The following is a 24,822-nucleotide window of genomic DNA, read 5'->3' on the forward strand; positions in this document are numbered from 1 at the left end:
TCATTCCCGCTTTCGCGGGAATGACGAAGATGGAGCGTAGAGAAGAGGTTAAAAGCTCATCCCATAATAATGATATTGGGCGACGATGTCTTCGTTGCGCGCCGTCGCCGCCGCGAAGTCGGCGTCGCTCCTGGCCTGATCGCCCTTGCGTTTCCAGGCGACGGCGCGGCCGAGCAATGCTTCCGCCATGGCCGGATCTTCCGCCAGCGCGCGATCATAGGAGAGGATGGCGTCGTCGAGACGCCCCAGCTTGACGAGGACGAAGCCGCGGCTTTCGAGCACGGCCGCGCTGTTCGGGGATCGCGACAGCGCGGCATCGCAATCGGCGAGCGCCTCGGTCAGGTCGATGTCGCTGATGGCCCTGATCCAGCACAGACTGGCCAGTTCGATGGGATTTTCGGCGGTGGCGCGCGCGGCGGCGAAGCCCTTGCGCGCATCCGCCTTGCGTCCGTCCAGCCAGAGCGACTGGGCCCGCTGCCCCAGCAATATGACATCGTTCGAATGGCGCTTCAGCGCGGTGGACAGGGTGGTGGTCATTCCAGCCAGGTCGCCGTTGCGGCGCTGAAGATCGGCTTTCTCCCGCAGTGCCGCGGCATTGCCCGGATCGATGCGGAGCGCCGTTGCCACATCGTCCAGGCGGCCGGCAACATCGTCCCACGGGCGAAAATAGGAACGATCCAATAATGTATCGACGGTCTTTTCCATGTCGAGCGCGCGGCTGTACAAGCGCAGCGCATCCTTCCGGCTGCCGAAGCGGGCATGGTACCAGGCCGCCGTGATCGCCGCCATGCGCTCGCCGGGATGATCGACGAGCATCCGGTCGATTGTCGCCAGCGCCTGATCGGTCTTTCCCATCCGATGGAGAACCTTGGCCCGGAGCCCGCTGGGTCGAATCCAGTCGGGCCGGAGCTTGATGGCGCGATCAAGATCGTCGAGCGCGGCCGGATAGCGTTTCAGGTCGACATACATTTCCGCCCGCGAGACCAGCACCTCGCTGTCGCCGGGTATTTTCTCGATCACCTTGCTGTAATAGCGAACCGCCTCCTCGGCCTTGTCGGTCTGTTGGGCGAGCAGGCCGCGCCCCCATGCCAGCGTCAGACTGTCGGAATCGATCGCCTCGGCCGCCGCGAAGTCGCGATCCGCGGCCGCATGGTCGCCAAGCCGCAACCGCGTGACGCCTCGTCTTGCCAGCACGATCGCATTGTCCGGCTCGAGCTTCGCGGCCTGATCGAACCGGGCCAGCGCCATTTCATAGCGCGCAAGATCGAACAGGAGCTTGCCTTGCTCGTTCAGTTCCTCCGCCGTTTCGGCCGTCCGCGCGAGCACGGCCTCGATCTCCGCAGGGCTCTGTTCATAATCGCGCCCGATGCGAAGGGCGACATGACGCGTGGCGAGGGCGCGGATCGTCTTCTGGGCGGCCGGGGCCTCGCGCGCGGGGAAGTCGGGGGCGATGCTCCGGGTGCTGCTTTCCATCGTATAGACATTATCGACGAAGCTCGCCTTGCGGCGATAATGGATGCCGCCGGCCGTCTCGTCCACGTCGGCGTCGTCGGGCTCGATCCCGGGCGGCAGCAGGATCGTCTGGGTCGTGCGCCAGAAATAGGGATAGGTGACGGCGAAGGGGGCGTTCTGGTCCTCCCGCGCATCGCGCTCGAAACTGACCTCGGCATCGCCGAGCCCGCTGTCGGTCAGCCAATGGGCCTTGTCCTCCCAGTCGAGCCGGGCATCGCCCTTCGCCTCGATCCGATATTCGCGGCGATCGGGATCATAGCCGGCGCCGGTGGTCCGGACGTCGACGAAGGCGTAGGTCTTCTTCCAGAAGTCGCGCAGCCCCCGCTCGCGCTCCTCCGCGCTTGCCGCCATGTCGCCGAGTTGCATCCGATAGGCGTCGTCACCCCGGAACACGACCTCCAGTTCGGCCGGCGCGGGCAGGGTGATGCCGTTGCGCGCGTCGATCCGCAGCCGGGTTTCGACGAGCGGCCGCTCGGGCGCTTCGGGAAGGAGCCGGACCGGAACGGCATTCGCCACCAGCGGCAGCCCCCAGCCCATGTCGGGCGTGTCGATCAGGTCGAGCTGCGCGTCCCCCGTCCGGGTGCCGTCGAGCCAATAGCTCCTGCCGCCGATCGTCGCGCGCACGATGACATGGTTGAACAGGCCGATCATCGGCAGCCGCTCGTCGAGCCCGTCGCCGCCATCGGCGTTGACCACGACCGGGTCGGCGGCGATGTCGAGGCCGCGCAGCACCGCCAGCAGCAGCGCCGACTTGGCCTTGCAGTCGCCGAAGCGCCGTTGCCATGTCAGCGTCGCGTCCGCCGGCACGAAATTGCCGTCGCCCATCAGCAGCGCGACATAGCGGACCCGTCCCTGCACCAGCGCCAGCGCGGCTTCGGCGCGCGCCTTGGGATCGGTGGAGGCGGCGCGGATGCGGGCGATCTCCGCCTGCAAGGGGCTGTCCGCCGGCAGCGTCGCGGCCCGGTCGTAGAGCGGCCGGAACAGGCCGGCGAGCTGCGCCCAGTCGCCGAAATCGCTGAGCTCGACCAGTCGTGGCCGCCGGTAGCGCTGCGGCGCCTGGCTCGGCGTCGCCGCCGGCTCCAGCCCGTCGACCGTCAGCTCGGCGGTGACGACGCCGCCGACGCGCCGGGGCTCGAGCGGCGGCAGGCCGCTGGTCTGGCGCAGCCGCACGGCCATCGAGGCCGGCCATTGCGCGCGGAAATGCTGGCGGCCGACGCGGACCCGGTAAGCGGCGTCGAAGCGATGCTCGACATGCCCGCCATAGGTGGGATCGGACGAGGTCGTCGTGGTCGCCAGATGGACGATGTCGCCGACCTGGAGCCCCTCGGGCTGGAAGTTGGCGGTCAGCTCGCCGTCGAGCATCGCGCTTTCCAGATTGGCCTCGCGGCGCAGCACGGTGAAGGCCTGTCCGGTCGCGAGCAGGTCGATTGTCCTGCCCCCGCGCTCGATCGCCAGCCGGTGGACGGTGACGGTCTGCGTCCCGGGTTGCCAGGACAGCGAGATATTGCCGGCCGCCAGCCCCTCGGCCGTCTCGATCCGGATCGCCGTCTCGCCGTAGATGCTGGTCCTGCCCGGCTCCAGGCGGACCTGCCTGTCGGCGAGGAGATAGCTGATCGATCCCCGCACCGGGCCGGTGGCGGCGGGCATGGCGACCGGCCTGACCCAGGCCGGAACCGGCCCGGTCTCCACCCTGTCGGCCGCCCGCGCCGGCGATAGCGCCGCGCAGGCCAGCATGATCCAGATGAGCATCCGCATGATTGATCCCCCTTTGTTCTTTTTAATTGCCCGGGTGGAACAATCAACCGTAGAAAAGGTCCAAGATCGACCGATCTCGGGACGGACCGCAGCGAAGGAACGCGATTATGCCGCAAGGAACGGAGAGCTTTGCCCTTTTGCCTGCGCCATGGAAGGACATCCGCGGAGACATCCGCGCCCGTCAAGGAGCCGATCGATGACCCTCGCCTTCACCATCCTTCCTTCGCCCGTGGGCGACCTGACGCTCGTCGCCGGCGAGCGCGGACTCGTCGCCATCCTCTGGCCCGACGACGATCCGGGTCGGGTCCGTCTGGAGGGGTTGGCCGAACAGCCCGGTCATCCGGTGCTGGTCGAGACCGTCCGGCAGCTCGGCGCCTATTTCGCGGGGCAGCTCGAACGCTTCGACGTGCCGCTCGATTTCCGGGGCACAGATTTCCAGAAGCAGGTGTGGGCCGCCTTGCTCACCATCCCGTTCGGCGAGACGCGGAGCTATGGCGAGATCGCCCGGCAGATCGGCCGCCCGTCGGCGTCGCGCGCGGTGGGGGCGGCCAATGGGCGCAACCCGATCTCGATCATCGCGCCGTGCCATCGCGTGGTGGGATCGGCCGGGGCGTTGACCGGCTTTGCCGGCGGGCTCGACGCCAAGCGCTACCTGCTCGATCTGGAAAGCGGCCGGCTGGCGGCCTGAAAAGGTGCGCCGCCCCTCGCCGGGTCGTTCCCCCCGTCGGAGAACGACCTGGCAAGAGACGGCGCTCCGGTCCGTGGCGGAGCGAGGCCGGGACCTCAGCTCTGCCAGGCGGGCCGGAAACCGGGACGCGGCGGAACCTTGATCCGCGTCGTGATGTGGCCGGGCTGGCGCGGGGCGGCGGCCGGCTGGGGCGCGGGTGCAGCGGCGGCCGGGGTCGCGGCGGGCTGCCCGCCCGGCGCCGCCATCCGCTCGCGCCCGTCGAGGAAGCTGGCGACCCTCAGGCGGCGCTTCAGCGACAGCGAGGGATTGCCGGGCGTCGGGCCGCGATAGGCGGCCTGGGTGTGGCGGCCGAAGCGCGAGATGTCGAAGCCGGCGGGGATGGCGGTGACGGGCGCATCGGTGGTCGTGGCGGGGGCTGCGTCTGCCATCGGCAGGGGCGCGGCGGCGGCCGGGACCGGGACGGGCTCGGCCGGCGTCTCGGCCACCCTGTCGGCGAGCAGGAGTTCCTCCTCGCCCTCGTCGCGGCGGCGGCGACGCATCGCATAGACGCCTCCACCGATCAGCAGGATGGCGATACCGGCGGCGCCGGCGATCGGCAGGACGTCGTTGTCGGCATCGGCCGGCGTGGCGCGAGGGGCGGGCGCCGGCGCGGGTTCGGGCGCGACGGCCGGAACCTCGGCGACGGGCGCGACGGGCGGTGGAGCGGTATCGACGGCCGGAGCCGTGGGCGGCGCGACGGGCGCCGCGCGCTGGGCCGCGACGGGAGCGGCCGGAGCGGTTTCGCGTGGCGCGGGAGCCGGGTTGGCGCGCCGCGCCGGTGCAGTGCGGACGACGGGACGGCTCACCGTCTCGGCCGCAGGTTCGGGAGCGGCGGCCGGCGTCGCGGGGGCCGCGTCGAGGCCGGTGGCGATGCCGCCCGGCCGGGTCGGAACGGTGACGAGGCCGCCGGTCGACGGCGCGGCGCTGCTCTGCGTCATCGGAGCGAGGGTGGGCGCGATGGTTGCCGGTGCCGGCTCCACGACCGGCGGCGGGGTCACCACGGTCGGGGCGGCATCCTGCGCGAAGGACGGGGTTGAGGAAAAGGCCAGGACCGCGGCAATCGCGGTGAGGCCGGGGCGGACGGGGTTCGGTGCGTAGCTCATACACAGATGAACCTGCGATTTCGAAATCAGGTCCAGATGTTCCCGACAAGTTGCACAGTCGATACGACGAGTTGATTTTCGAATGCTTTTATCTGTCGTGCAATGAACGGAGAAGATGAACGGATATTCATGTGTTCATCTGGCGTTCAGATTTTCATGACTGATTCTTATTATTTGGCGGCGATGATCTCATCGCTTCGCCCATGCGACGGATCGCCGTGATCTTTGCTTCGAGCACCGACCCGTCGTCGTCCGTATCGATCGCGGACCAGATCGCCTCGACCTCGTCGATCAGCATCGAGCAGGGCGCGGCATCCGACCAATAGTCGTGATCGAGCGCGACGACGCCTTGATAGCCGCCGATCGCGTCGCGGAAGGCGGCGAAATCCTCGCCCTCATAGGCGCCGTCGGCGGGCGAGGGCGCGCGGCGGCTCCCCCCGCGCCAGTCGAAGAAGAAGCGGTCGACGCCCACCCCGCTGCGCTGGAGCGCGACATCCATCGCCTGGATCAGGGCGAGGTCTGCCTCCTCGCCGCGCGGCGCGACGCCGAGCCGGCCGCAGATCGCGGCCGCCGCCTCGCGCTCATAATGGGCCGGCCAGGCGTCGAGCGCGGGCGCCAGCTCCTCCGCTTCGGCGATCGGCCGCAGCGACAGCGCGAGCTGGACGACGTCCCAGTGGATCGCCTGCGCCTGCCGCCCGAAGGCGTAGAGGCCCTGCTGGTCGAAATAGGCGGCGGTGAAGCCGGGGTCCCAGGTCGGGGTGAAGCGCCACGGGCCATAGTCGAAGCTCTCGCCGGTGACGTTGATGTTGTCGCTGTTGAGCACGCCATGGACGAAGCCGGCGGCCATGTAGCTCGCCGCCAGCCGCGCGGTGCGGCGGCAGACATGGTCGAGCAGCTGGCCGGCGGGCGCGTTGCCCGGCGCCTCGCCGTAAAGCTCGGTCAGCACATAGGCGGTGAGGTCGCGGATCGTTTCCGTCTCGCCCAGCGTCGCGAGCCGCTGGAAGCTGCCGATGCGGACATGGCCGTGGCTGAGCCGCACCATCACCGCCGAGCGGGTGGGGGAGGGCTCGTCGTTGCGCTGGAGCTGCTCGCCGGTCTCGATCAGCGAGAAGGTCTTGGAGGTCTCGACGCCGAGCGCCTCCAGCATCTCGGTCGCCAATATCTCGCGCACCCCGCCCTTCAGCGTCAGCCGGCCGTCGCCGAAGCGGCTGTAGGGCGTCCGGCCCGAACCCTTGGTGCCGAGGTCGAGCAAGCGTCCGGCCCCGTCGCGGAGCTGCGCGAACAGGAAGCCGCGGCCGTCGCCGATGTCGGGGTTGTACACGCGGAACTGGTGGCCGTGATAGCGCAGCGCCAGCGGCTGGGGGAGGTTGTCGGGCAGCGGCTCGAACCGGCCGAAATGGGCGATCCACTGCTCGTCGCTGAGGCCGTCGAGGCCGACCGCCCTGTCCCAGCGGCGGTTGCGGAAGCGCAGGATCGTTCTGGGGAAGTCGGCGGCGGCGACCGGATCGGCGAGGCGATCCTGGAGCGATGCGATCGCGACATGGGGGCGATAGGCGGCGGCTTGCGGGGCGATGGTCATGGGGCGATATGGGGGGCGATCAGCGGGAGGCGCAAGCATGGCGGAATGGGAAGACGGTTTTTGGTCCTCGAAGGATGGTCTGCGCCTGCATTATCGCGACTATCCGGCCAAGGCCGGGAGCACCCGCCCGCCGATCATCTGCCTGCCGGGCCTGACCCGCAACGCGCGCGACTTCGCGCCGCTGGCCGACCGGCTGGCGGGCGACTGGCGCCTGATTGTCGTCGAACTGCGCGGGCGCGGCGACAGCGAGCGCGCCAAGGACCCGCTCAGCTATGTCCCCGTCACCTATCTGGAGGACGTGACGGCGCTGATCGCGGAGGCGGGGCTCGACCGCTTCGTCCTGTTCGGCACTTCGCTGGGCGGCATATTGTCGATGCTGATCAGCGCGACGATGCCGGGGCGGGTCGCCGGGTTGCTGCTCAACGACATAGGGCCGGCGATCGACCCGGCTGGGCTGGTTCGGATTCGTGGCTATGTCGGGCGCGGTGGCAGCTATCCGACCTGGCTGCACGCGGCGCGGTCGCTGGCCGAGGTCCATGCGGTCGCCTATCCCGACTATACGCTCGACGACTGGCTCGGCATGGCCAAGCGATTGTACCGCCTGACGCCGGCCGGCCGCATCGTCGCCGATTATGACAGTGCGATCGCCGAGCCGTTCAAGGTGCCGGGCAATGAGAGCGCGGGCGACCTCTGGCCGCTCGCCGAGGCGCTGAAGCCGATCCCGGCGCTGCTGGTGCGCGGCGGCCTGTCGGACATAGTGTCGGCCGATACCGCCGATCGCATGCAGGCCGAGCTGCCGCTGCTCGAACGGGTCGACCTGCCGCGCATCGGCCATGCGCCGACCCTGTTCGAGCCCGAATGCGAAGCCGCGATCGACCGGCTGCTCGCGCGGGTCGGGCGGGCCGGCTGAGGCGATGGCGCGGCCGGTCCGCATCCTCCATGGCCATTCGACCTTCGCGCTGGGGGGCAAGGAGGCGCGGGCCGTCCGGCTGATGAACGCGTTCGGCGACGCGGCCGAGCATGTCGTGCTGAGCGCGATGCCCGACGCGCTGGCGGCGCGCGAGGCGATCGATCCCGGCATCCGCGTCGACTTTCCCGGCGACGCGGCGCCCTCGCTGCGCGGCCGCCCCGGCGTCGGCCGCTATGCGGAGCTGGCGCGCTACATGGCCGGCTTCGATCTGGTGCTCAGCTATAATTGGGGGGCGATGGACATGGCCGGCGCGCATCGCCTGTTCGCCGCCGCGCGCCGCCTGCCGCCGCTGATCCACCATGAGGACGGCTTCAACGAGGACGAGGCGGTGCGGCAGAAGCCGGCGCGGGTCTGGTTCCGCCGGCTGATGCTGCCGACCGCGCACCGCCTCGTCGTCCCCTCGCACCGGCTCGAGACGATCGCCCGCGAGGTCTGGCGTCAGCCCGCCGCGCGGATCGAGCGGATTGCCAACGGCATCCGCCTGCCCGACGATGCCGAGCTTGCCCGTCCGCTGCCGATCCCCGGCCTCGCCACCGGGCCCGGGCTGGTGGTGGGCACCGTCGCGGGGCTGCGGCCGATCAAGAATCTTGCTCGGCTGGTGCGCGTCTTCGCGGCCGGGGCGCCCGGCAACGCGCGGCTGGTGATCCTCGGCGAGGGGCCCGATCGCGCCGCGATCGAGGCGGAGGCGGCGCGGCTGGGGATCGCCGACCGGGTGATCCTGCCCGGTTTCGTGCGCGATCCGGTGCGCTGCATGGCGGGGTTCGACGTCTTCGCCCTGTCCTCGGACAGCGAGCAGTTCCCGATCTCGCTGGTCGAGGCAATGGCCTGCGGGCTGCCCGGCCTGATGACCGACGTCGGCGACATCGCGGCGATGGCGTCGGCGGAGAACCGGCCCTTCATCCGGCCGTGCGACGACGAGGCGGGACTGGCCGCCGGGCTCGCCCGGCTGGCGGCCGACGCCGGTCTGCGCCGGACGATCGGAGCCGCCAATCGCGCCGTCGCGTTGCGCCATTATGACGAAAGGACGATGATCGAACGCTACCGCCACCTTTACTGGGGGGCGATCGACACCCATGTGAGACGGTAACAGGCTCCCAATTTGGCGCGAAAAGCGATTTTACGCGCATTTTACGGCCCTTGGGACTATAGGGCGCGGATTCTGGGGCGCCGGTGGCGCGTGCGTGGAGGTTTCTTTGTTCAAAGGTCTGCGGCCGATCCAATATGGTGGACGGGAAGTCTGGCCCATCATCGAGGGTGGTAAGGGTGTCGCCGCGACCAACCATGCCAGTTCGGGCGCCTGGGCGGCGGCCGGCGGCATCGGCACCGTTTCGGCGGTCAACGCCGACAGCTACGATCCCGACGGCAAGATCATCCCGCAGGTCTATCGCGCGCTCACCCGCCGCGACCGTCACGAGGAACTGATCGCCTACGCGATCGACGGCGCGGTCGAGCAGGTCAAGCGCGCCTTCGACATTTCCGGCGGCAAGGGCGCGATCAACATCAACGTGCTGTGGGAGATGGGCGGCGCGCAGCGCGTCCTCCACGGCGTGCTCGAACGCACCAAGGGCATGGTGACCGGCGTCACCTGCGGCGCGGGCATGCCCTACAAGCTCAGCGAGATCGCCGCCTCCTACGGCGTCAACTATCTGCCGATCGTCTCCTCGGCGCGCGCCTTCAGCGCGCTGTGGAAGCGCGCCTATTCGAAGGCCGCCGAATGGCTGGCGGCGGTGGTCTATGAGGACCCCTGGCTCGCGGGCGGCCATAACGGCCTGTCGAACGCCGAGGACCCGAAGGCGCCGCAGGACCCCTATCCGCGCGTCAAGGCGCTACGCGAGACGATGCGCCAGGGCGGCATCTCCGACGACGTGCCGATCGTGATGGCGGGCGGCGTCTGGTATCTGCGCGACTGGAACGACTGGATCGACAATCCCGAACTCGGCCAGATCGCCTTCCAGTTCGGCACCCGCCCGCTGCTGACGCGGGAAAGCCCGATCCCGCAGGAATGGAAGGACAAGCTCACCGTCCTCGAGCCCGGCGACGTGCTGCTGCACCGCTTCTCGCCGACCGGCTTCTATTCCTCGGCGGTCCGCAACGACTTCCTCCGCAGCCTCGAGGCGCGGTCGGAACGGCAGATCGCCTTCTCGATGGAAGCGGCCGGCGACCATCAGTACCAGCTCGACGTCGGCGTGAAGGGCAAGAGCTTCTGGGTCACGCTCGGCGACCTGCACCGCGCCCGCGAATGGCACGGCCTCGGCTTCACCAACGCGCTCAAGACGCCCGACAACACGCTCGTCTTCGTCACCACCGACGAGATGAAGGTGATCCGCAAGGACCAGGCCGACTGCATGGGCTGCCTCAGCCAGTGCGCCTTCTCCTCCTGGGCGGACAATGAGAACAACTCGACCGGCCGCCTCGCCGACCCGCGCAGCTTCTGCATCCAGAAGACGCTGCAGGACATCGTCCATGGCGGGCCCGTCGACCACAACCTGATGTTCGCGGGCCACGCCGCCTTCAAGTTCCGGCAGGACCCTTTCTACTCGAACGGCTTCGTGCCGACGGTGAAGCAGCTCGTCGACCGCATCCTGACTGGCGACTGATCCCGCTATTCTGGCAGACCGGCGGGCGGTTTCCAGCGGCATTCCGGCTACCCTTGCCGTCATCCCCCTTTCGCGGGAATGACGACAGGGGCGGAGGGCATGCTGTCGAAACCGCTTGCAAAGTAGGATTTCATTTGTTCTCTATTTGTTCTATACTGGAACAAGGAGAGTCGAATGGCCAAGGATCCGAAATATGATCGATATGCGGGGATGGTGACCCTGCCGGGCGACCCGCTGAATCCCAGGAAGCCACGGCCGTTCAGGGTCGATGAGGACGGGAACGTCATCTATCTGGACGAGGAAGCTGGCCGTGCGCGGCCCGCAGGCGGCGCGAACGCCCGCGCGGGAATCCTGGACTGGGACGAACTCGACCGGAGGGCTGGAGAGCGATCGGCGCCGCTGACGGCGACCGCCGCCCGCGGATCGGCAGCGAAGGGCGATAAGGGAAGCGACGTGGTTCGCACCCGCAAGACGATCGGGGGAAGCGACTATTATGTGATCAACGCGAATACCTATGATCCCGCGCTCTCCAATGGAGTAACATCTATACCTAACGAGGATATGATCTCCATCTGGAACACGCATAAGAATCAGGTCGCGGTGAAGGGTGGAAAAGTGGAGAGGGGCGCATATACAATAGCTCTACCAATCGACTTCAGCGTGAAGACGGATGATCCACCAAATGAGAGAAATCTGTCTCTGTTAAATCCGAAGCCTACTATGTATTATCCGCTCCCAGTTATCAATACAAAGACAGGGTCAACCGATCAGGTTGACACGTTTAGTTTCGGTCGTCCTAATGAATGGCCGATCGGAACGGTAGGGCTGAGTCATGGTCATATCGATGGTACAAGCGAGGGGATGGCTGATTACTATGATCTTTCGGCCGATCCTAAGAGCCTGATCCGAAATTAAGTTGAGTGGTATCAGCAAGTTAGCTTGACGCTAGCGCCAGTCGTTGATTCAGGGGTTTTGCAACAAACTTCCGGAGATCGACGATGTGGACCGATACCACTCGGGCGCAATATGCCCGTACAGAACTGGCTTTGCCAAGCGATTTGACCGATGCCGAATGGGCGGTGCTGGAGCCCTTCTTTCCGCCGCCCTCGTCGGTGGGACGTCCGCGCAAGTGGCCGCTCAGGCGCATTATCGAGGCGATTTTGTATTTGCTGCGCGGCGGGCTGCCGTGGCGGATGCTGCCGCCGTGCTTTCCGCCCGTCTCGACGGTGCGGCGCTGGTTTTATCTGTGGCGCGACAACGGCCTGTGGCTGTCGCTCAATCATGCCCTGCTGTTGATCGGGCGGGAAGCTGTAGGCCGCGAGGCTTCGCCGAGCGCCGGGGTGATCGACAGCCAGAGTGTGAAGACCTCGGAAAGCGGCGGGCCTCGCGGCTATGACGCGGGGAAGAGGATCAAGGGGCGCAAGCGCCACATCCTGACCGACACCGACGGCAATCTGGTCCATGCCGTGATCCATACTGCCGATATCCAGGATCGCGATGGCGCGCCGTTGGTGCTGGCCGAGATCGTCCGTCGCTTCCCGTGGCTGCGCCATGTCTTTGCCGACGGTGGCTATGCGGGCGAAAAGCTCAGGGATGCCCTGCGCCGCATCGGCAAATGGACCGTCGAGATCGTCAAGCGATCGGATACGGCAAAAGGCTTCGTCGTGCTGCCCAGGCGCTGGGTCGTCGAGCGAACGCTGGCTTGGCTCAATCGAAACCGGCGCCTCGCCAAGGACTTCGAACAAACCATCGCTTCCGCAACCGCATGGCTCTTCATCGCTTCAATCCAGCTCTTCACACGAAGAATCGCAAAGCTAGGAAATTACGCCCGATAATTTTGAATCAGGCTCTAAGATATACGGAGATATCGGATCGCTTTTGGGAAACGATCCTGTTCCGACAGCTACCGTGTCGGAAGGAGATGTGGGCTGGCATCAGTTGGAAAATGGCAGGCTCCAGTTCGTGTATCCTGCGAGAGAGTTGTTAGAGGAGAACGAAGCCAAGCGAGCTGCCAAGCGCGCAAAGATGATCCAGGAAAACCTGGATCGCCAGCAGTTGCTGTTTCAAAGGAAAATGCCATGAAGACGGTCGGGCGGTCTCTGTTGTGGGTTGTTCTATCCGGGCTCGGCCTGTCTGCTTGTTCCGTGGATCGGGAGGCCCTTCGAACGACGGCCAAGGCGCCCGGTCAGCCTCTCCGGGATAAGCTATATGGTGCTATCTGGGATGATCTCCGGTCCGAGATGACGATGATCTTTGACGGAGGAGGTTGGGCGAGCGTTTTGCGTGGATCGGGGGCCTTCGAGAATTTGACGGTCCATATCCGCGATATGCGCTGCCGATCATCAGGGCGGGGCCGGCTTTGTGCTTTCGACCTGGTGCGCGATAGCGACCCAAAGCGCGTTTCCGACGCGAACGAACCCAAGATGCTCCGTTGTACGGCCAGCTTCAGATATGATGACGACGAGGGATGGACGGTCGACCGCCTGCCTCCCAAGGGTGGCAGGCACAGCAGAAGCACGATGGAATGCGAGATATCGGCAGGCTAAACGGCCTGAACAAGAGATGTTGAGATGAAGCGAGGTGCGGTTGTGATTGTTATCATAGTGACAATTCTGTCAGCCATTTTTGCCATTCGCTCTCTCAAGAACTTCCTCGATGTCGATACATGTTTGGATCGAGGCGGCGCATGGGAAGATCAAACTTCAACCTGCGTAGGCGCCCGTGAAATTCATGGCCGATAGCGTCGAGTGGGGTTTAGCTTTGGTCGTCCCAATGAATGGCCGTGGGCTGGCATCAGTTGGAAAATGGCAGGCTCCAGTTCGTGTATCCTGCGAAGGAACCGTTAGAGGAGAATGAAGTCAAGCGGGCTGCCAAGCGCGCAAAGATAATCCAGGAAAACCTCGATCGCCAGCAGTTGCTGTTTCAAAGGAAAATGCCATGAAGACGGTCGGACGATCTCTATTATGGTTTATTCTGTCCGGGCTCGGCCTATCGGCTTGTTCCATGGATCGGGAAGCTCTTCGCCCGACGGGAAAAACGCCCGGTCAACCGCTCCTGGATAAACTATATGGTGCTATCAGAAATGATACTGGACTCGATTTTCTTCTTGGTCAGGGGGTGGTTCCGTTTTTTTCCGATCAGTCAATCTTGACGATTTGACGCTCCATATCGACGATATGCGCTGCCGATCATCAAGGCAGGGTCAGCTTTGCGCTTTCGACCTAGTGCGCGATAGCGATCCCAAGTCCGCTACCGACATGAACGCGCCCAAGATGCTTCGTTGCACGGCCAGTTTCAGACATGATGATGAGGAGGGATGGACGGTTGTCCGTCGGCGTCCCAAGGGCGCATCGCATAGCAGAAGCACTTTGCAATGCGAGATAGCGGAAAGCTGAGGGCGTCGATTCATGCTCCGATCGACCTGATCGACTGCGCATCCAAGAAGGGGAGAAGGATAATGTCCGACGTGTACGTCAATTTTCCAAAGCCCTGTGACGAGCGTTGGGAGAATATGACGCCGGGGGAACGGCATCGGACCTGTGCCCGATGCGACAGGGTCGTTCACGATCTCTCCCAATATGATGTTGCCGGAATCGAGAAGCTGTTGCGCGACGAGCCGGGCAGTTGTGTCCGTGCGAGCATCGATGTTTCCGGCGCGATCGACACCAGGCCGGATTCCCATGGGCGCGTCCGCCTGATGGTGGCGGCTATCGGCGTTTCGGCTGGCCTGCTGATGAGCCCGCCAGCGCTTGCGCGGGATCAGCGCGCGAAAGGTGCTATCGTTGGCACCGCTCAGACATTCTCATTTTTTGAAACGACGGTGACGGCAACGGATAAGAACGGCAATTCCTATCGGGCCAAAGCCAAATCGAGTGGCCGATACAGAATCAAGAACGTCCCTCCGGGTACATATCTGGTCGAATTTTCTTCGGATTGCGGAGAAAGGTGGAGCGTCGAAGATGTTGTCGTAGCCGACAGGGCGGTCGACGTGACTGGCGGGCCCAGCGATGACCAGCGTTGCATCGTCGTCGGGCTGCTCGAAATAGGCGGGCGTCGGGGTGAATCGGACATTGGTTGACCTGCGACGCAGGAGGCTCCGTATGTGAGGATAATCTACCTTATCGGTAGAGTTTCCCTTTTCCCCCTCCAAGAAGCATTGCCGTTGGAATCCCGGGGCGTCGCGCTAGGGTCGCGCGATGAAGTCCGCGCTCGTCATCCGCCACGTCCCCTATGAAGGAATCGCCGGCTTCCGCGCGCCCGTGGAGGCGGCCGGCTATGTCATCGACCGGGTCGACGTCACCGATCCCGATTTCGCCCAGGTCGACTTCGACACGCCCGACCTCGTCGTGATGATGGGCGGGCCGATGGGCGTGTACGAGACCAATCGATATCCCTGGCTCGGCTGCGAGATCGCGCGGCTGGCGCGGCGGATCATGCTCGACCGGCCGACCCTCGGTGTCTGCCTGGGCAGTCAGGTCATCGCCGCGGCGATGGGCGCGCGCGTCTATGCCGGGCCGGTCAAGGAGGTCGGCTTCGCGCCGGTGACGATCCACGACGCGGGCCTCGCCTCGCCGCTGCGCCATATCGAGGGGGTGCCGGTGCTGCATTGGCACGGCGACACCTTCGACCTGCCCGAGAGGGCCGAGCTGCTCGCCTCGTCCGACGCCTATCCGCACCAGGTGTTCCGGCGCGGCGACAATATCCTGGCGCTCCAGTGCCATTCGGAGATGGGCGAGGACCCGCGCTTCGACGCCTGGCTGGAGGACGAGCCCTATATCCACGCGGCGGGCCGGACGGTCGAGGAGCTGCGCGGCGAGCATGATCGCCACGGTCCGGTCGCGGTGGCGGCGGGGCGCAGGATGATCGCCGACTGGCTCGACCGGCTCGATCCCTGATCACCCAACTTCCCTGCGCCCGAATTAATGGTTAGCATGGCGGCGGGCAGGGGAGAGCGTGGCTTATGATGTGGTCGGAAGAGGCGCGGGACGGGGCGATCGTCGCCGCACCCCGGGGGAAGATCGACGAAAGCACGGCGCAGGATTTCGGCGCCAGCCTCGAAGGTGCGGTGGCGCGCGCGGCCGATGCGGCGGCGCGGCTCGTCGTCGATTGCTCGGGCATCGACTATATGTCCTCGCGCGGCCTGCGCGCGCTGACGCTCGCCAAGCGCAAGGCCGACGGATCGGCGGTGACGATCCTCCTCGCCGCGCCCAACGGCGTGGTGCGCGAGATATTGGCGATCAGCCGCTACGACAAGCTGTTCGGGGTGACCGAGACGGTCGAGGCGGCGCTGACCGCCTGAGCGCCTCATCGAGGGGGAAAGATCGATGCTGGTTCGATTCTGGGGAACGCGGGGATCGCTGGCGGTGGCGCAGACCGCGGGCGCGATCCGCGGCAAGATCGCCCGCGCGCTGGTCGCGGCGGGCGGGCGCGGCTTCGCCGACACGGCCGAGGCGGAGGCCTTCGTCGACCGCGAGCTCGATTTCGCGACCGGCGGCACCTATGGCGGCGCCACCACCTGCGTCGAGATCGAGGGCGGCGACGGATCGTTCATCGTCTGCGACATGGGCACCGGCCTGCGCGAGTTCGGCATCGACGCCTTCCGCCGTTGCGCCGCCGGGCACGAGCGGACCTATCATTTCTTCATGTCCCACTTGCACTGGGACCATATCGGTGGCTTTCCCTTTTTCGGGCCCGCCTTCGATCCCAATGCCCGCATCGTCATCCATTCGGGCCATGCCGATGCCGAGCAGGCGCTGCGCCGCCAGCAGGAGGAGATCAGCTTCCCGGTCGCCTTCGACTGGCTGCGCGCGACGATCGAGTTCCGTACGCTCGCGCCGGGCGAGACCTATCGGATCGGCGGGCTCGACGTCGAGGTGATGGAGCAGCACCACAGTCACAAGAGCTACGGCTATCGCTTCACCGACGATGCGGGGAAGACCGCGATCTTCTCGACCGACAGCGAGCACAAGATCGACAGCATGGAGGGTGAGGCCGACGTCGCCCATTTCTTCCGCGATGCCGACCTAGTGATCTGCGACACCATGTATTCGCTCGCCGACGCAGTCTCGATGAAGGAGGATTGGGGGCACAGCTCGAACATCGTCGCGATCGACCTGTGCCACGAGGCGGAGGCGAAGCGGCTGGCGCTGTTCCACCATGAGCCGATCTACAGCGACGACGACATCCAGCGGATGCACCAGGAAAGCATCCGCTACGAGGAACTCACCCGCCGCGAGACCCCGCTCGAGGTGCTGTGCGCCTATGACGGGCTCGAGGTGCGGTTGTAGGGCCGGCGGGATGCTTCGGGATCGCGCTCAAATGCACCACGTCACCCCAGCGAAGGCTGGGGTCCATGTCTGTCATCTCCTCAGATGCCATCTGGCTGACGAGAGATATGGACCCCAGCCTTCGCTGGGGTGACGCAGTCGGAGATGAACCGCATCCGCCTCGCCGGCCTCCTCGTGCTTGCGGTCGCCGCGCTGCTCAGCGCTTTCGCGGGCGAGGCGATGCGCCGGCCGCTGTTCGACCTGTGGCAGCGCCTCGCGCCGCGCGACCTGTCGGGCACGCCGGTCCATGTCGTGCTGGTCGATTCGGACAGCATCGCCGCGGTCGGGCCCTGGCCGTGGCCGCGCTACCACATGGCCCGGCTGACCGAAGAGATCGCCGCGCGGGGGCCGAAGGCGATCGGCTTCGACATGCTGTTCCCGGAGCCCGACCGGGTGCGGCCCGACATCTTCGCGGCGCTCTATCCCGAACTCAGCCCGGCCGCCGCCGCCGAGGTCCAGGCGCTGCCGCCGATGGATCGGCTCTACGGCCAGGTCGTCGGCAAGGCGCCGGTCGTGCTTGGCCGCGCGGGGGTGGGAAGCGGCGGCAGCGATCCCGCGCAACTGTTCGTCGACGCCGCGATCAAGGGCGCGCTGCCGCCCGACCTTCCCGACGAGCCGCGCGCGGTCGCCAACATCCCCGAATTGGAAGGCGCCGCGCTCGGCCATGGCCTGCTCAACGGCCAGCCCGACAGCGACGGGCGCGTCCGGCGGGTGCCGCTGCTGATGAAGCTCGGCGGCCGGGCGATGCCCAGCCTGTCGCTCGAACTCGCCCGGCTGGCGCGGGACCAGGAGGCGGTGACGGCCGAGGCGCGCGGGGTGGTGCTGGCCGGCCGGCGCATCCCGGTCGATGCGGAGGGGCGGATGCGGCTGCGCTTCGGTCGCTTCCCGGCGGCCGAGATCAGCTCGGCGGCCGACGTGCTCCGCCGCAAATTCCCCGCCGACGCCTTCGCCGGCAAGATCGTCCTGCTCGGCCTCGCCGCCGAAGGCACCGCCGACATCGTCGCCACCCCCTTGGAGGCGGAAGGCTATGGCACGCTGGTGCAGGCGCAGGCGGTCGACGCGATCCTGCGCGGCGGCTGGCTCGACCGGCCGGCCTGGGCGGCGCCGGTCGAGTGGGGCGTGGGGCTGCTGCTCGCGGTCGCGGTGCTGCTGTGCGGGCCGGCGCGCCGCCGTGCCCTGATGCTCGTCCCGCTCGGGCTGGCGGTCGCGATCGCGCTGGCCGGCTGGTTCGCCTTCGACCTCGGCTCGCTGCTGCTCGATCCGCTGCGCCCGCTGCTGCTTGGCGGCGGCGCGGCGGTCGGCGTGGCGGGCGGCATGTTCGTCGAGGCGCGACGCGAGCGCGAGCGGCTGCGCGAGACGCTGGTGCGCGAGCGGATCGCCGCCGCCGCGACCGAAGGCGAGCTGCAGGCGGCGCGCTCGATCCAGCTCGGCATGCTGCCGCCGCGCGAGGAGCTGGCCGGCTTCGATCCGCGCATCGACATCGACGCGCTGCTCGAACCCGCCAAGTCGATCGGCGGCGACCTCTACGACGTGATCCGGCTCGATGCCGACCGCATCGCCTTCCTGGTCGGCGACGTGACGGGGAAGGGCGTGCCCGCCGCTTTGTTCATGGCGCTGTCCAAGGCGCTGGCGAAGAGCGTCGTGCTGCGCGGCGTCCCCAGCCTCGCCGATGCCGCCGCGATCCTCAACGAGGAGCTGATGCGCGACAATAGCGAGGCGATGAACGTGACCATGCTGGTCGGCATCCTCGACCTGTCGAGCGGCGAACTGGTGCTGATGAGCGCGGGGCATGAGGACCCGCTCCACATTCGCGGCGACGGCGCGATCGCGATCCACAAGCTCGACGGCGGGCCGCCCTTCTGCATCGTCGACTTCCCCTATCCCGACGAGCCGATGACGCTCGCGCCCGGCGAGGCGCTGGTGCTGATCTCGGACGGGGTCAGCGAGGCGCAGAATGGCGACGGCGCGCTGTTCGGCCATGACCGGCTGCTCGCGGCGCTGCAAGGACGGACGAACGCCTCGGCGATGGTCGAGGCGATGCGCGACGCGGTGCGCGCCTTCGAGGACGGCACCGACCCGACCGACGACCTGACGGTGATGGCGGTCCGCTATCTGGGCTGAGGACCGCCGCCCGACCACCGTCGTCGCCCCCCAATCGTCATTCCCGCGAAAGCGGGAATCCATGGACGGCGGCTCGCAAGAGGTCAGGTGTTCCGTGACCGTGGATTCCCGCTTTCGCGGGAATGACGGAACGATGGAGGCTATCCGTCCTAACGGATCGTCACCACCACGCGGCGGTTGGCCGGTTCGGAAACCCCGTCGGGGGTCGCGACGCGCAGGTTGCGCTCGCCGCGGCCGACCGCGCTCATCAGGGTAGGGTCGATGCCCTGCTTGGCGAGCACGCCGAGCACCTCCTCGGCGCGCTGCTGCGACAGCCGGTCGTTGGCGTCGGCCTCGCCCAGCGTGTCGGTATAGCCGGTGACCTGCACCTCCGCGCCCGGCCGCTCCGACACCTCCTTGATCAGGAAGGCGAGCCCGGGCTGCGATTCGGGCGTCAGCTCGGTCGTGCCCTCGAGGAAATAGAGGGTCAGCCGCACCGGCGCCGGCGGCAGCGCCTGGAGCAGCTCGCGCTGCCGCGCGCTCATCTTCGCCGGATCGATCGATCGGGTGCGCGGCGTGCCCGACAGGTTGGTGCTGCTGTTGAGCTCGCTGACCACCGTCTCCATCGGCTTGCCGTTCTCCTCCAGCACCGCGACGGCGCCCTGCTTGCCTTCCTCGGTCGGCAGCAGGGTGAGGGTCGGCGTGGTGGCGCAGCCCGCCAGCAGGCCCGCGACCGCCAATAGCGGCAGGACACGGTTCATTTGGAGACCTCGACGATGAAGCGGGTGCCGCGCACGCCGAGCAGCGAGGTCGGGGTGCGGACCTTCATCGCGTCGGGCTTCGACTTGGCGATCTGCCCCGACACGACCGCGAGCGAGCCGCGATTGACACGGGTCACGAAGCTGCCGGTCTGGGCGGTGCGGTCATAGTTGAAGTCGTCGACCGCGATGCGGCTGTTCGGCCCCACCGAGAAACGGGTGTCGTCGATGAAGGTCAGGCTCATCTGCCCGTCCTTGCCGGTGACCAGCGTGTCGCCGGGAAGGAGCTGGAAGCCAGGCGCGGGGGTGAGCTTCGCCTTGCCGCGCTCGACCGTGGTCGCGCCGACGCTGCGCTTGATCCGGCCGATCTCGGCCCAGGCCGGCTGCGCCATGATCGCCAGCCCCAGCACCGTCAATATTGCCCTACGCATGATTCTCGCCATCCCCATGACCAGAGAGTCGTGACATAGCGCAATTATGAGCGCCCGCGACTCGAATTCCGCGTCGGTTACAATCCGTTGCATTGGCGACGGCATCGTCCGCGAGAGCGTCGACGCGGTCCACGGCTTCTGCGCGGCGGCCGGGCTGGACGGCGACGCCGCCGCGCGGCTGGCGATCATCGTCGAGGAACTGGTCGCCAATCTCGTCGAGCATGGCGGCGCGGGCGCGGCGGACGCGATCGAGCTGAGCCTGACGCGCGCGGAGGGCGGGCCGGTGGCGCTGGTGCTGAGCGACGACGGCGCCGCCTTCGACCCGCGCGAGGCGCCGGACGACGCGGCGATCCCCGATCGCGGCGGCGGCGCCGGGCTCAACCTGGTCCGCGCCTGGGCGACCATCCTCGACTATCGCAGCGAGGGCGGCCGCAATCGGATGGAGCTGTCGATCCCGGTCGGTTGATGGCGATCGGCCGCATCGCCGCCCTTCCGCTCGACCGATCCCCCCGCTATGGCAAACCCAGTCCAGTTTTCGGGGAAGATCCTTGCAACAAGCCGTCATCGCCAACGCCGCCCAGGCGATCCACTGGGCCGATCTCGGCCTGAACCCGATCGCGCTCGACCTCGGCTTCCTGCAGATCCACTGGTATTCGCTGGCCTATATCTCCGGCATCCTGCTCGGCTGGTATTATCTCACCCGGCTGATCGCGCAGCCGGGCGCGCCGATGGCGCGGCGCCATGCCGACGATCTCGTCTTCTACGCGACGCTCGGCATCCTGATCGGCGGGCGGCTCGCCTATGTCTTCTTCTACCAGCCCGATATCCTCCTCCACCCGCTCGACGTGCTCAAGCTGTGGCAGGGGGGCATGTCGTTTCATGGCGGCGCGCTCGGCGTCGCGGCCGGCATCTTCTACATGGCGCGCCGCAACGGGCTGAGCTGGCTGCGCATCCACGACTATGTCGCCTGCTGCGCGCCGTTCGGGCTGTTCTTCGGCCGCATCGCCAATTTCGTGAACGGCGAGCTGTGGGGCCGGCCGACCGACGTTTCCTGGGCGATGATCTTCCCCGGCGCGCCCGACGGCCTGCCGCGCCACCCGAGCCAGCTCTACGAAGCCGGCCTCGAAGGGATCGTGCTCGGCCTCGTCCTGTCCTTCTTCTTCTGGCGGACCGACGCCCGCAACCAGCCGGGCAAGCTGGTCGGCATCTTCCTGCTCGGCTATGGGCTGAGCCGCTTCGTCGTCGAATATTTCCGCGAGCCCGACGCGCAGCTCGGCACGCTGAGCTGGGGGCTGACGATGGGGCAGACGCTGACCGTGCCGATGCTGATCGGCGGCCTCTACCTGATCGCCACCGCCTCGAAGCGGACCCCGATCAACGCCGATTGAACCACCCACCGCCGTCATTCCCGCGAAAGCGGGAAACCACGGTTACGGGACGTTCCGTCTCTTGCGGGCCGCCGTCCATGGATTCCCGCTTTCGCGGGAATGACGGAAGGGATAGGGGCCGATCCTAATCCTTTGCTAACCACGATCGCCTATCAGGCGGCGATTCCGACGTCGAAGAAGCGAGCGAGATGGAGACAGCCGCGGAACTGGCGGACGCGCTGGTTCGAGTGATCCAGGCCAATGGGCCGATCCCGGTCGCCGACTATATGGAGGCGGCCAACGGCCTCTATTATGCCGCGCACGACCCGTTCGGCGTGAAAGGCGATTTCATCACCTCGCCCGAGATCAGCCAGATGTTCGGCGAGCTGATCGGCATCTGGATCGCCGACCTGTGGACCCGCTCGCGCGCGCTCGGCGCCTATTATGTCGAACTGGGGCCGGGGCGGGGGACGCTTGCCGCCGACGCGCTGCGCGCGATGGGGGCGCTGCGCCGTCATCCCGAGGTCCATTTCGTCGAGACCAGCCCGGTGCTGCGGCGCCTGCAGAAGGAGCGGGTGCCCGACGCCGTCTGGCACGAGGGGATCGAGACGCTGCCGACCGACGCGCCGCTGATCGTCGTCGCCAACGAGTTCTTCGACGCGCTGCCCTATCGCCAATATATCAAGACCTATAGCGGCTGGCGCGAGCGGGTCGTCACCCATGACGCCGACGGCTTCCGCCCGGTGCCGGGCGATGCCCCGGCCGAGGATGTCGTCCCCGAGCATCTCCACGACGCGGTCGCGGGTAGCATCTACGAGACCTCCCCGGCGGGTCTCGCCGTCGCCCGCGCGCTGGCGGCGCGGATCGTCAAGCAGGGCGGGGCATTGCTCGCGATCGACTATGGGCATGAGAATTATGCGGCGGGCGACACGCTGCAGGCGCTCAACGCCCATGCCTATGCCGACGTGTTCAGCAATCCCGGCGCCAACGACATCACCGCCCATGTCGACTTCACCGCGCTGGGCGAGGCCGGCCGGTTGGGCGGCGCGCGGATCGAGGGGCCGGTGTCGCAGAGCTATTTCCTGGCGACGCTCGGCATCGCCGCCCGTGCGGCGGCGTTATCCCGCCACCATCCCGACCGCACCGAGGAGATCGGCGCCGCCTATCACCGGCTGACGTCGGAGGAGGAGATGGGCACCCTGTTCCGCGCCATCGCGATGGTCAGCCCGAAATGGCCGAAGCCCGCCGGGTTCGAGGTCGGCTGATCCCACTCGCCACGGCGTCATCCCAGCGAACGCTGGGATGACCAGAGGTCCGCTACTATTGGCGGGGCCAGGGCAGCGCCGCCGTCAGCCTGGCGATGTCCGGCGACAGGTCATGGCCGGCCGGCGCGGTGAAGCGATAGGCGATCAGCCACTGGCCGTCGACATGGCAGAACAGGCGGGCTTCCGATCGCAGCGGCTGTTCCTTGCCCCGGAACACATCCTCGAAGGTGAAGGCCGCGCGCAGGCCTGGTTGGCGATGGTTCGGCGAAGGCGAGGCGACCTTGCTCTCCTCGACGACGACGGTCGACCGATGCTTCTCGGCGACCTCGGCCTTGATGGTGTCGAAATGCTCGCGGCAGAAGCGGTCCTGCTGTGCTTTCCGGGTGGCCGGATCGGCGGTGTCCGCCACCGGCGGCACGGGATAGACATAGACGGTGGCGATCGTCGTTCTCTCCGGGGTGGGCACGGCATAGCTGTATCCCGCGCTGACGTCGGTCGCCTCGTCGTCATATTCGATGATCGACGTGCGCCGGAAATCGCCGGCTCGTTCGGGAAAGACGAAGCCGGTTCCGCGATGGACATAGGGGCCCTTCGGTTCGATCCGAAGGGGGGCCGCGGCGGCCCTGTCGATCGGCGGGGGCAGCGTCAGCACAATTCCGATCGCAAGGGCGTGGCCGATCCTCATCTCAGCCCTCGCTTTCCGGCACGCACGGCGCCGGACGGGTCGTCTTGCGGGCGATGCGGGTGGTGGCGAACTCCTCGGCGGTCAGCGTCGCCGATTTGTCGGCGTCGGCCTTGGCGAAGCGGTCGGTGGTCTTGGCCGACCATTCCTCGAAGCTCAGCCGGCCGTCGCCGTTGCTGTCGAGCTTGGCATAGGCCTTGCGCCGGCTGGCGAGGAATTCCTCGCGGCTGACCTTGCCGTCCCTGTCCTTGTCGTAGCGGGCGAAGCGCTTCTCCTCGCGGGTCTTCTCGGTCGCGGCGGGCGGCTCGGCGAGCGGCGCGGGCTCGGCCGCCTGGAGCGGGGCGGCGGCGAGCTGCGGGCCCTTGCCCTGTCCCTGCCACAGCATCACGCCGCCGCCCGCCAGCAACAGCCCGCCGGCCGCACCCGCCAGATATCGCCACATATCGCTTCTCCCCCGGATATTCCCCGGGGCGGAGCTTAGCGTCCCGTCAGGCGATAGGCGAGCGCCCGAAGCATCCGTTTCGGTGAGCCCTGTCGCCGCTGCCGCTCCGCCGGCATCGCGGCGTCCATCCGCGCGAGCAGGACGAGCAGGGCGAGCGGCCGGAGTGCGGCGGGCCAGCGGCCGATCGCGACGTCACCCAGCCGTTCGGCGGCGGCGGCGCGGGCGAAGCGGCGCGCCTCGGCATCGCGCAGCCGATGGCCGAGCTCGGCGAGCGCCCAGCCTTCGCCGGCGCGGCCGACATCCTCGGGCACCGCGCCGAGCAACGCCGCCGACAGCGCGAACAGCGGGCCGCCGCGCTCCTCGCCATGGGCGACGATCTGCACCTCGCCCGGCGTCTCCTCTTCGAGCAGCGCCGCCCAGCCTTCCTCGATCGCGGCGAGCGACCGGCCGGAAAGGCCCGCGGGCAGCAATTGTCCGGCGGCGGCGGCCAGCAGCGGCTCGGCCGGCGCCGGCACCTCCGGTTCGTCGAGCCGGGTCAGCGCGTCGCGCCACCAGATCAGCCGCATCGCGCCGATCGCCGGTTCGCGCGCGGCGGCGACGATCGCGCCCATCCGCTCGTCGATCCGCCACAGCAGGGCGAGCCGGTCGCGCCGGTCCGCCGGCGCATAGCTCAGCGCCAGCAGGCGTTCGGGATCGGACAGCGGGGGCAGGGCGGGGTCAGGCGTGTTGATAGATGCTGCCGTCGAGATGGCGCTGCAGGCAGTCGAGCAGGGCGCCGCGGGTGAAGGGCTTGCGGAGGAGTTCATATTGCGCGCCATAGCCCAGCGTCAGCTCCTCGCTGAAGCCGCTGACCAGCACGATCGGCAGGTTCGGCCAGCGCTGGTTGAGCCGGCGGGCGAGCTGCACCCCGCTCAGTCCCGGCATGACCACGTCGGTCAGGACGATGTCGAACGGGGCCTCGTCCGCGTCGACCAGCTTCAACGCCTCTTCGGCCGAACCGGCCTGGACGATGGCGAGCCCCGAATCCTCGAGCATCAGGCAGGTGATCTCGGCGATCTGGGCATTGTCCTCGACATAGAGGAGCCGGCCCAGAAAGGGGTCGCCGGCCTGCCCGGTCGCGGATGACGCTGCGGAACGCGGGCCTTTCTGTTCCATGAGCATAGTCCCCAACCGACTCGGACCGGTTGGGGACCATTATCACAGAACGG

Annotated in this window: 26 protein-coding genes; 17 read left to right on the forward strand and 9 right to left on the reverse strand. The window is 67.5% G+C overall.

The window, feature by feature from the left end; translation table 11 throughout:
• Nucleotides 1-48 precede the first annotated feature (48 nt).
• Complete coding sequence (locus tag HRJ34_RS27165; RefSeq protein WP_208632967.1) at nucleotides 49-3,267, reverse strand: DUF3857 domain-containing protein; 3,219 nt, start codon at nucleotides 3,265-3,267, stop codon at nucleotides 49-51.
• Nucleotides 3,268-3,463: 196 nt separating this feature from the next.
• Between HRJ34_RS27165 and HRJ34_RS27170 the strand changes: the two genes are divergently transcribed.
• On the forward strand, nucleotides 3,464-3,955 hold the full coding sequence (locus HRJ34_RS27170; RefSeq protein WP_011952091.1) for a methylated-DNA--[protein]-cysteine S-methyltransferase: 492 nt from the start codon (nucleotides 3,464-3,466) through the stop codon (nucleotides 3,953-3,955).
• Between the two features lie 95 nt (nucleotides 3,956-4,050).
• Here the strand turns inward: HRJ34_RS27170 and HRJ34_RS27175 are convergent, their stop codons facing one another.
• Nucleotides 4,051-5,097: a hypothetical protein gene (locus HRJ34_RS27175; RefSeq protein WP_208632968.1), complete on the reverse strand. Its 1,047-nt coding sequence runs from the start codon at nucleotides 5,095-5,097 to the stop codon at nucleotides 4,051-4,053.
• Between the two features lie 154 nt (nucleotides 5,098-5,251).
• A complete protein-coding gene (locus HRJ34_RS27180; protein WP_208632969.1) occupies nucleotides 5,252-6,676 on the reverse strand; it encodes a protein adenylyltransferase SelO in 1,425 nt (474 codons plus the stop codon).
• A 37-nt stretch (nucleotides 6,677-6,713) separates the two neighbouring features.
• On the opposite strand from HRJ34_RS27180, the gene HRJ34_RS27185 reads away from it, so the two are divergent.
• From HRJ34_RS27185 to HRJ34_RS27245, 13 genes are all read left to right on the forward strand, one after another.
• Nucleotides 6,714-7,586 carry an alpha/beta fold hydrolase gene (locus HRJ34_RS27185; RefSeq protein WP_208632970.1) on the forward strand — a complete coding sequence of 291 codons (873 nt, stop codon included), beginning with the start codon at nucleotides 6,714-6,716 and terminating at the stop codon, nucleotides 7,584-7,586.
• A 4-nt stretch (nucleotides 7,587-7,590) separates the two neighbouring features.
• Nucleotides 7,591-8,733 (forward strand): glycosyltransferase, encoded by a 1,143-nt coding sequence (locus HRJ34_RS27190; RefSeq protein ID WP_208634433.1) that lies wholly within the window; start codon nucleotides 7,591-7,593, stop codon nucleotides 8,731-8,733.
• A gap of 106 nt (nucleotides 8,734-8,839) precedes the next feature.
• Nucleotides 8,840-10,243, forward strand: a complete 1,404-nt coding sequence (locus tag HRJ34_RS27195; RefSeq protein ID WP_011952086.1) for an NAD(P)H-dependent flavin oxidoreductase — start codon at nucleotides 8,840-8,842, stop codon at nucleotides 10,241-10,243.
• 174 nt (nucleotides 10,244-10,417) lie between these two features.
• The gene (locus HRJ34_RS27200; protein ID WP_208632971.1) at nucleotides 10,418-11,158 is read left to right on the forward strand and encodes a hypothetical protein; all 741 of its coding nucleotides are present in this window, start codon (nucleotides 10,418-10,420) and stop codon (nucleotides 11,156-11,158) included.
• An 83-nt stretch (nucleotides 11,159-11,241) separates the two neighbouring features.
• A complete protein-coding gene (locus tag HRJ34_RS27205; protein WP_208631555.1) occupies nucleotides 11,242-12,078 on the forward strand; it encodes an IS5 family transposase in 837 nt (278 codons plus the stop codon).
• Nucleotides 12,079-12,151: 73 nt separating this feature from the next.
• On the forward strand, nucleotides 12,152-12,325 hold the full coding sequence (locus HRJ34_RS27210; RefSeq protein WP_020372124.1) for a hypothetical protein: 174 nt from the start codon (nucleotides 12,152-12,154) through the stop codon (nucleotides 12,323-12,325).
• A gap of 694 nt (nucleotides 12,326-13,019) precedes the next feature.
• Nucleotides 13,020-13,184, forward strand: coding sequence for a hypothetical protein (locus tag HRJ34_RS27215; protein WP_208632972.1), 165 nt, complete (start codon nucleotides 13,020-13,022; stop codon nucleotides 13,182-13,184).
• Nucleotides 13,181-13,402 carry a hypothetical protein gene (locus HRJ34_RS27220; protein ID WP_208632973.1) on the forward strand — a complete coding sequence of 74 codons (222 nt, stop codon included), beginning with the start codon at nucleotides 13,181-13,183 and terminating at the stop codon, nucleotides 13,400-13,402. Before HRJ34_RS27215 ends, HRJ34_RS27220 begins: the two co-directional genes overlap by 4 nt.
• 298 nt (nucleotides 13,403-13,700) lie before the next feature.
• The gene (locus HRJ34_RS27225; protein WP_157783526.1) at nucleotides 13,701-14,321 is read left to right on the forward strand and encodes a carboxypeptidase-like regulatory domain-containing protein; all 621 of its coding nucleotides are present in this window, start codon (nucleotides 13,701-13,703) and stop codon (nucleotides 14,319-14,321) included.
• A gap of 118 nt (nucleotides 14,322-14,439) precedes the next feature.
• Nucleotides 14,440-15,138, forward strand: a complete 699-nt coding sequence (locus tag HRJ34_RS27230; RefSeq protein ID WP_208632974.1) for a glutamine amidotransferase — start codon at nucleotides 14,440-14,442, stop codon at nucleotides 15,136-15,138.
• 65 nt (nucleotides 15,139-15,203) lie between these two features.
• The gene (locus HRJ34_RS27235) at nucleotides 15,204-15,542 is read left to right on the forward strand and encodes an STAS domain-containing protein (RefSeq protein WP_029993566.1); all 339 of its coding nucleotides are present in this window, start codon (nucleotides 15,204-15,206) and stop codon (nucleotides 15,540-15,542) included.
• Between the two features lie 25 nt (nucleotides 15,543-15,567).
• Nucleotides 15,568-16,530 carry an MBL fold metallo-hydrolase gene (locus HRJ34_RS27240; RefSeq protein WP_011952079.1) on the forward strand — a complete coding sequence of 321 codons (963 nt, stop codon included), beginning with the start codon at nucleotides 15,568-15,570 and terminating at the stop codon, nucleotides 16,528-16,530.
• A gap of 144 nt (nucleotides 16,531-16,674) precedes the next feature.
• A complete protein-coding gene (locus HRJ34_RS27245) occupies nucleotides 16,675-18,690 on the forward strand; it encodes a CHASE2 domain-containing protein (RefSeq protein WP_208632975.1) in 2,016 nt (671 codons plus the stop codon).
• 149 nt (nucleotides 18,691-18,839) lie between these two features.
• On the opposite strand, the gene HRJ34_RS27250 is transcribed toward HRJ34_RS27245, so the two are convergent.
• The gene (locus tag HRJ34_RS27250; RefSeq protein WP_011952077.1) at nucleotides 18,840-19,430 is read right to left on the reverse strand and encodes an OmpA family protein; all 591 of its coding nucleotides are present in this window, start codon (nucleotides 19,428-19,430) and stop codon (nucleotides 18,840-18,842) included.
• Nucleotides 19,427-19,858 (reverse strand): FecR family protein, encoded by a 432-nt coding sequence (locus HRJ34_RS27255; RefSeq protein WP_011952076.1) that lies wholly within the window; start codon nucleotides 19,856-19,858, stop codon nucleotides 19,427-19,429. The genes HRJ34_RS27250 and HRJ34_RS27255 overlap by 4 nt, the downstream gene beginning before the upstream one ends.
• Nucleotides 19,859-19,904: 46 nt before the next feature.
• Here HRJ34_RS27255 and HRJ34_RS27260 point away from each other — a divergent pair, with 46 nt between their 5' ends.
• From HRJ34_RS27260 to HRJ34_RS27270, 3 genes are all read left to right on the forward strand, one after another.
• Nucleotides 19,905-20,324: an ATP-binding protein gene (locus HRJ34_RS27260; protein WP_029993571.1), complete on the forward strand. Its 420-nt coding sequence runs from the start codon at nucleotides 19,905-19,907 to the stop codon at nucleotides 20,322-20,324.
• 82 nt (nucleotides 20,325-20,406) lie between these two features.
• Nucleotides 20,407-21,246, forward strand: coding sequence for a prolipoprotein diacylglyceryl transferase (lgt, locus tag HRJ34_RS27265; protein ID WP_011952074.1), 840 nt, complete (start codon nucleotides 20,407-20,409; stop codon nucleotides 21,244-21,246).
• Nucleotides 21,247-21,434: 188 nt separating this feature from the next.
• On the forward strand, nucleotides 21,435-22,490 hold the full coding sequence (locus HRJ34_RS27270; protein ID WP_208632976.1) for a class I SAM-dependent methyltransferase: 1,056 nt from the start codon (nucleotides 21,435-21,437) through the stop codon (nucleotides 22,488-22,490).
• Nucleotides 22,491-22,545: 55 nt separating this feature from the next.
• On the opposite strand, the gene HRJ34_RS27275 is transcribed toward HRJ34_RS27270, so the two are convergent.
• The 4 genes from HRJ34_RS27275 to HRJ34_RS27290 are packed head-to-tail and all read right to left on the reverse strand — an operon-like array spanning nucleotide 22,546 to nucleotide 24,769.
• Nucleotides 22,546-23,142 (reverse strand): hypothetical protein, encoded by a 597-nt coding sequence (locus HRJ34_RS27275; protein ID WP_226948980.1) that lies wholly within the window; start codon nucleotides 23,140-23,142, stop codon nucleotides 22,546-22,548.
• A gap of 34 nt (nucleotides 23,143-23,176) precedes the next feature.
• Nucleotides 23,177-23,614 (reverse strand): EF-hand domain-containing protein, encoded by a 438-nt coding sequence (locus HRJ34_RS27280; RefSeq protein WP_208632978.1) that lies wholly within the window; start codon nucleotides 23,612-23,614, stop codon nucleotides 23,177-23,179.
• 35 nt (nucleotides 23,615-23,649) lie between these two features.
• Nucleotides 23,650-24,420: a hypothetical protein gene (locus tag HRJ34_RS27285; protein ID WP_226948981.1), complete on the reverse strand. Its 771-nt coding sequence runs from the start codon at nucleotides 24,418-24,420 to the stop codon at nucleotides 23,650-23,652.
• Nucleotides 24,332-24,769 carry a response regulator gene (locus HRJ34_RS27290; RefSeq protein WP_016747845.1) on the reverse strand — a complete coding sequence of 146 codons (438 nt, stop codon included), beginning with the start codon at nucleotides 24,767-24,769 and terminating at the stop codon, nucleotides 24,332-24,334. Before HRJ34_RS27290 ends, HRJ34_RS27285 begins: the two co-directional genes overlap by 89 nt.
• Nucleotides 24,770-24,822 lie beyond the last annotated feature (53 nt).

Source organism: Rhizorhabdus wittichii (assembly GCF_017607425.1).
Taxonomy (GTDB): Bacteria; Pseudomonadota; Alphaproteobacteria; order Sphingomonadales; family Sphingomonadaceae; genus Rhizorhabdus; species Rhizorhabdus wittichii.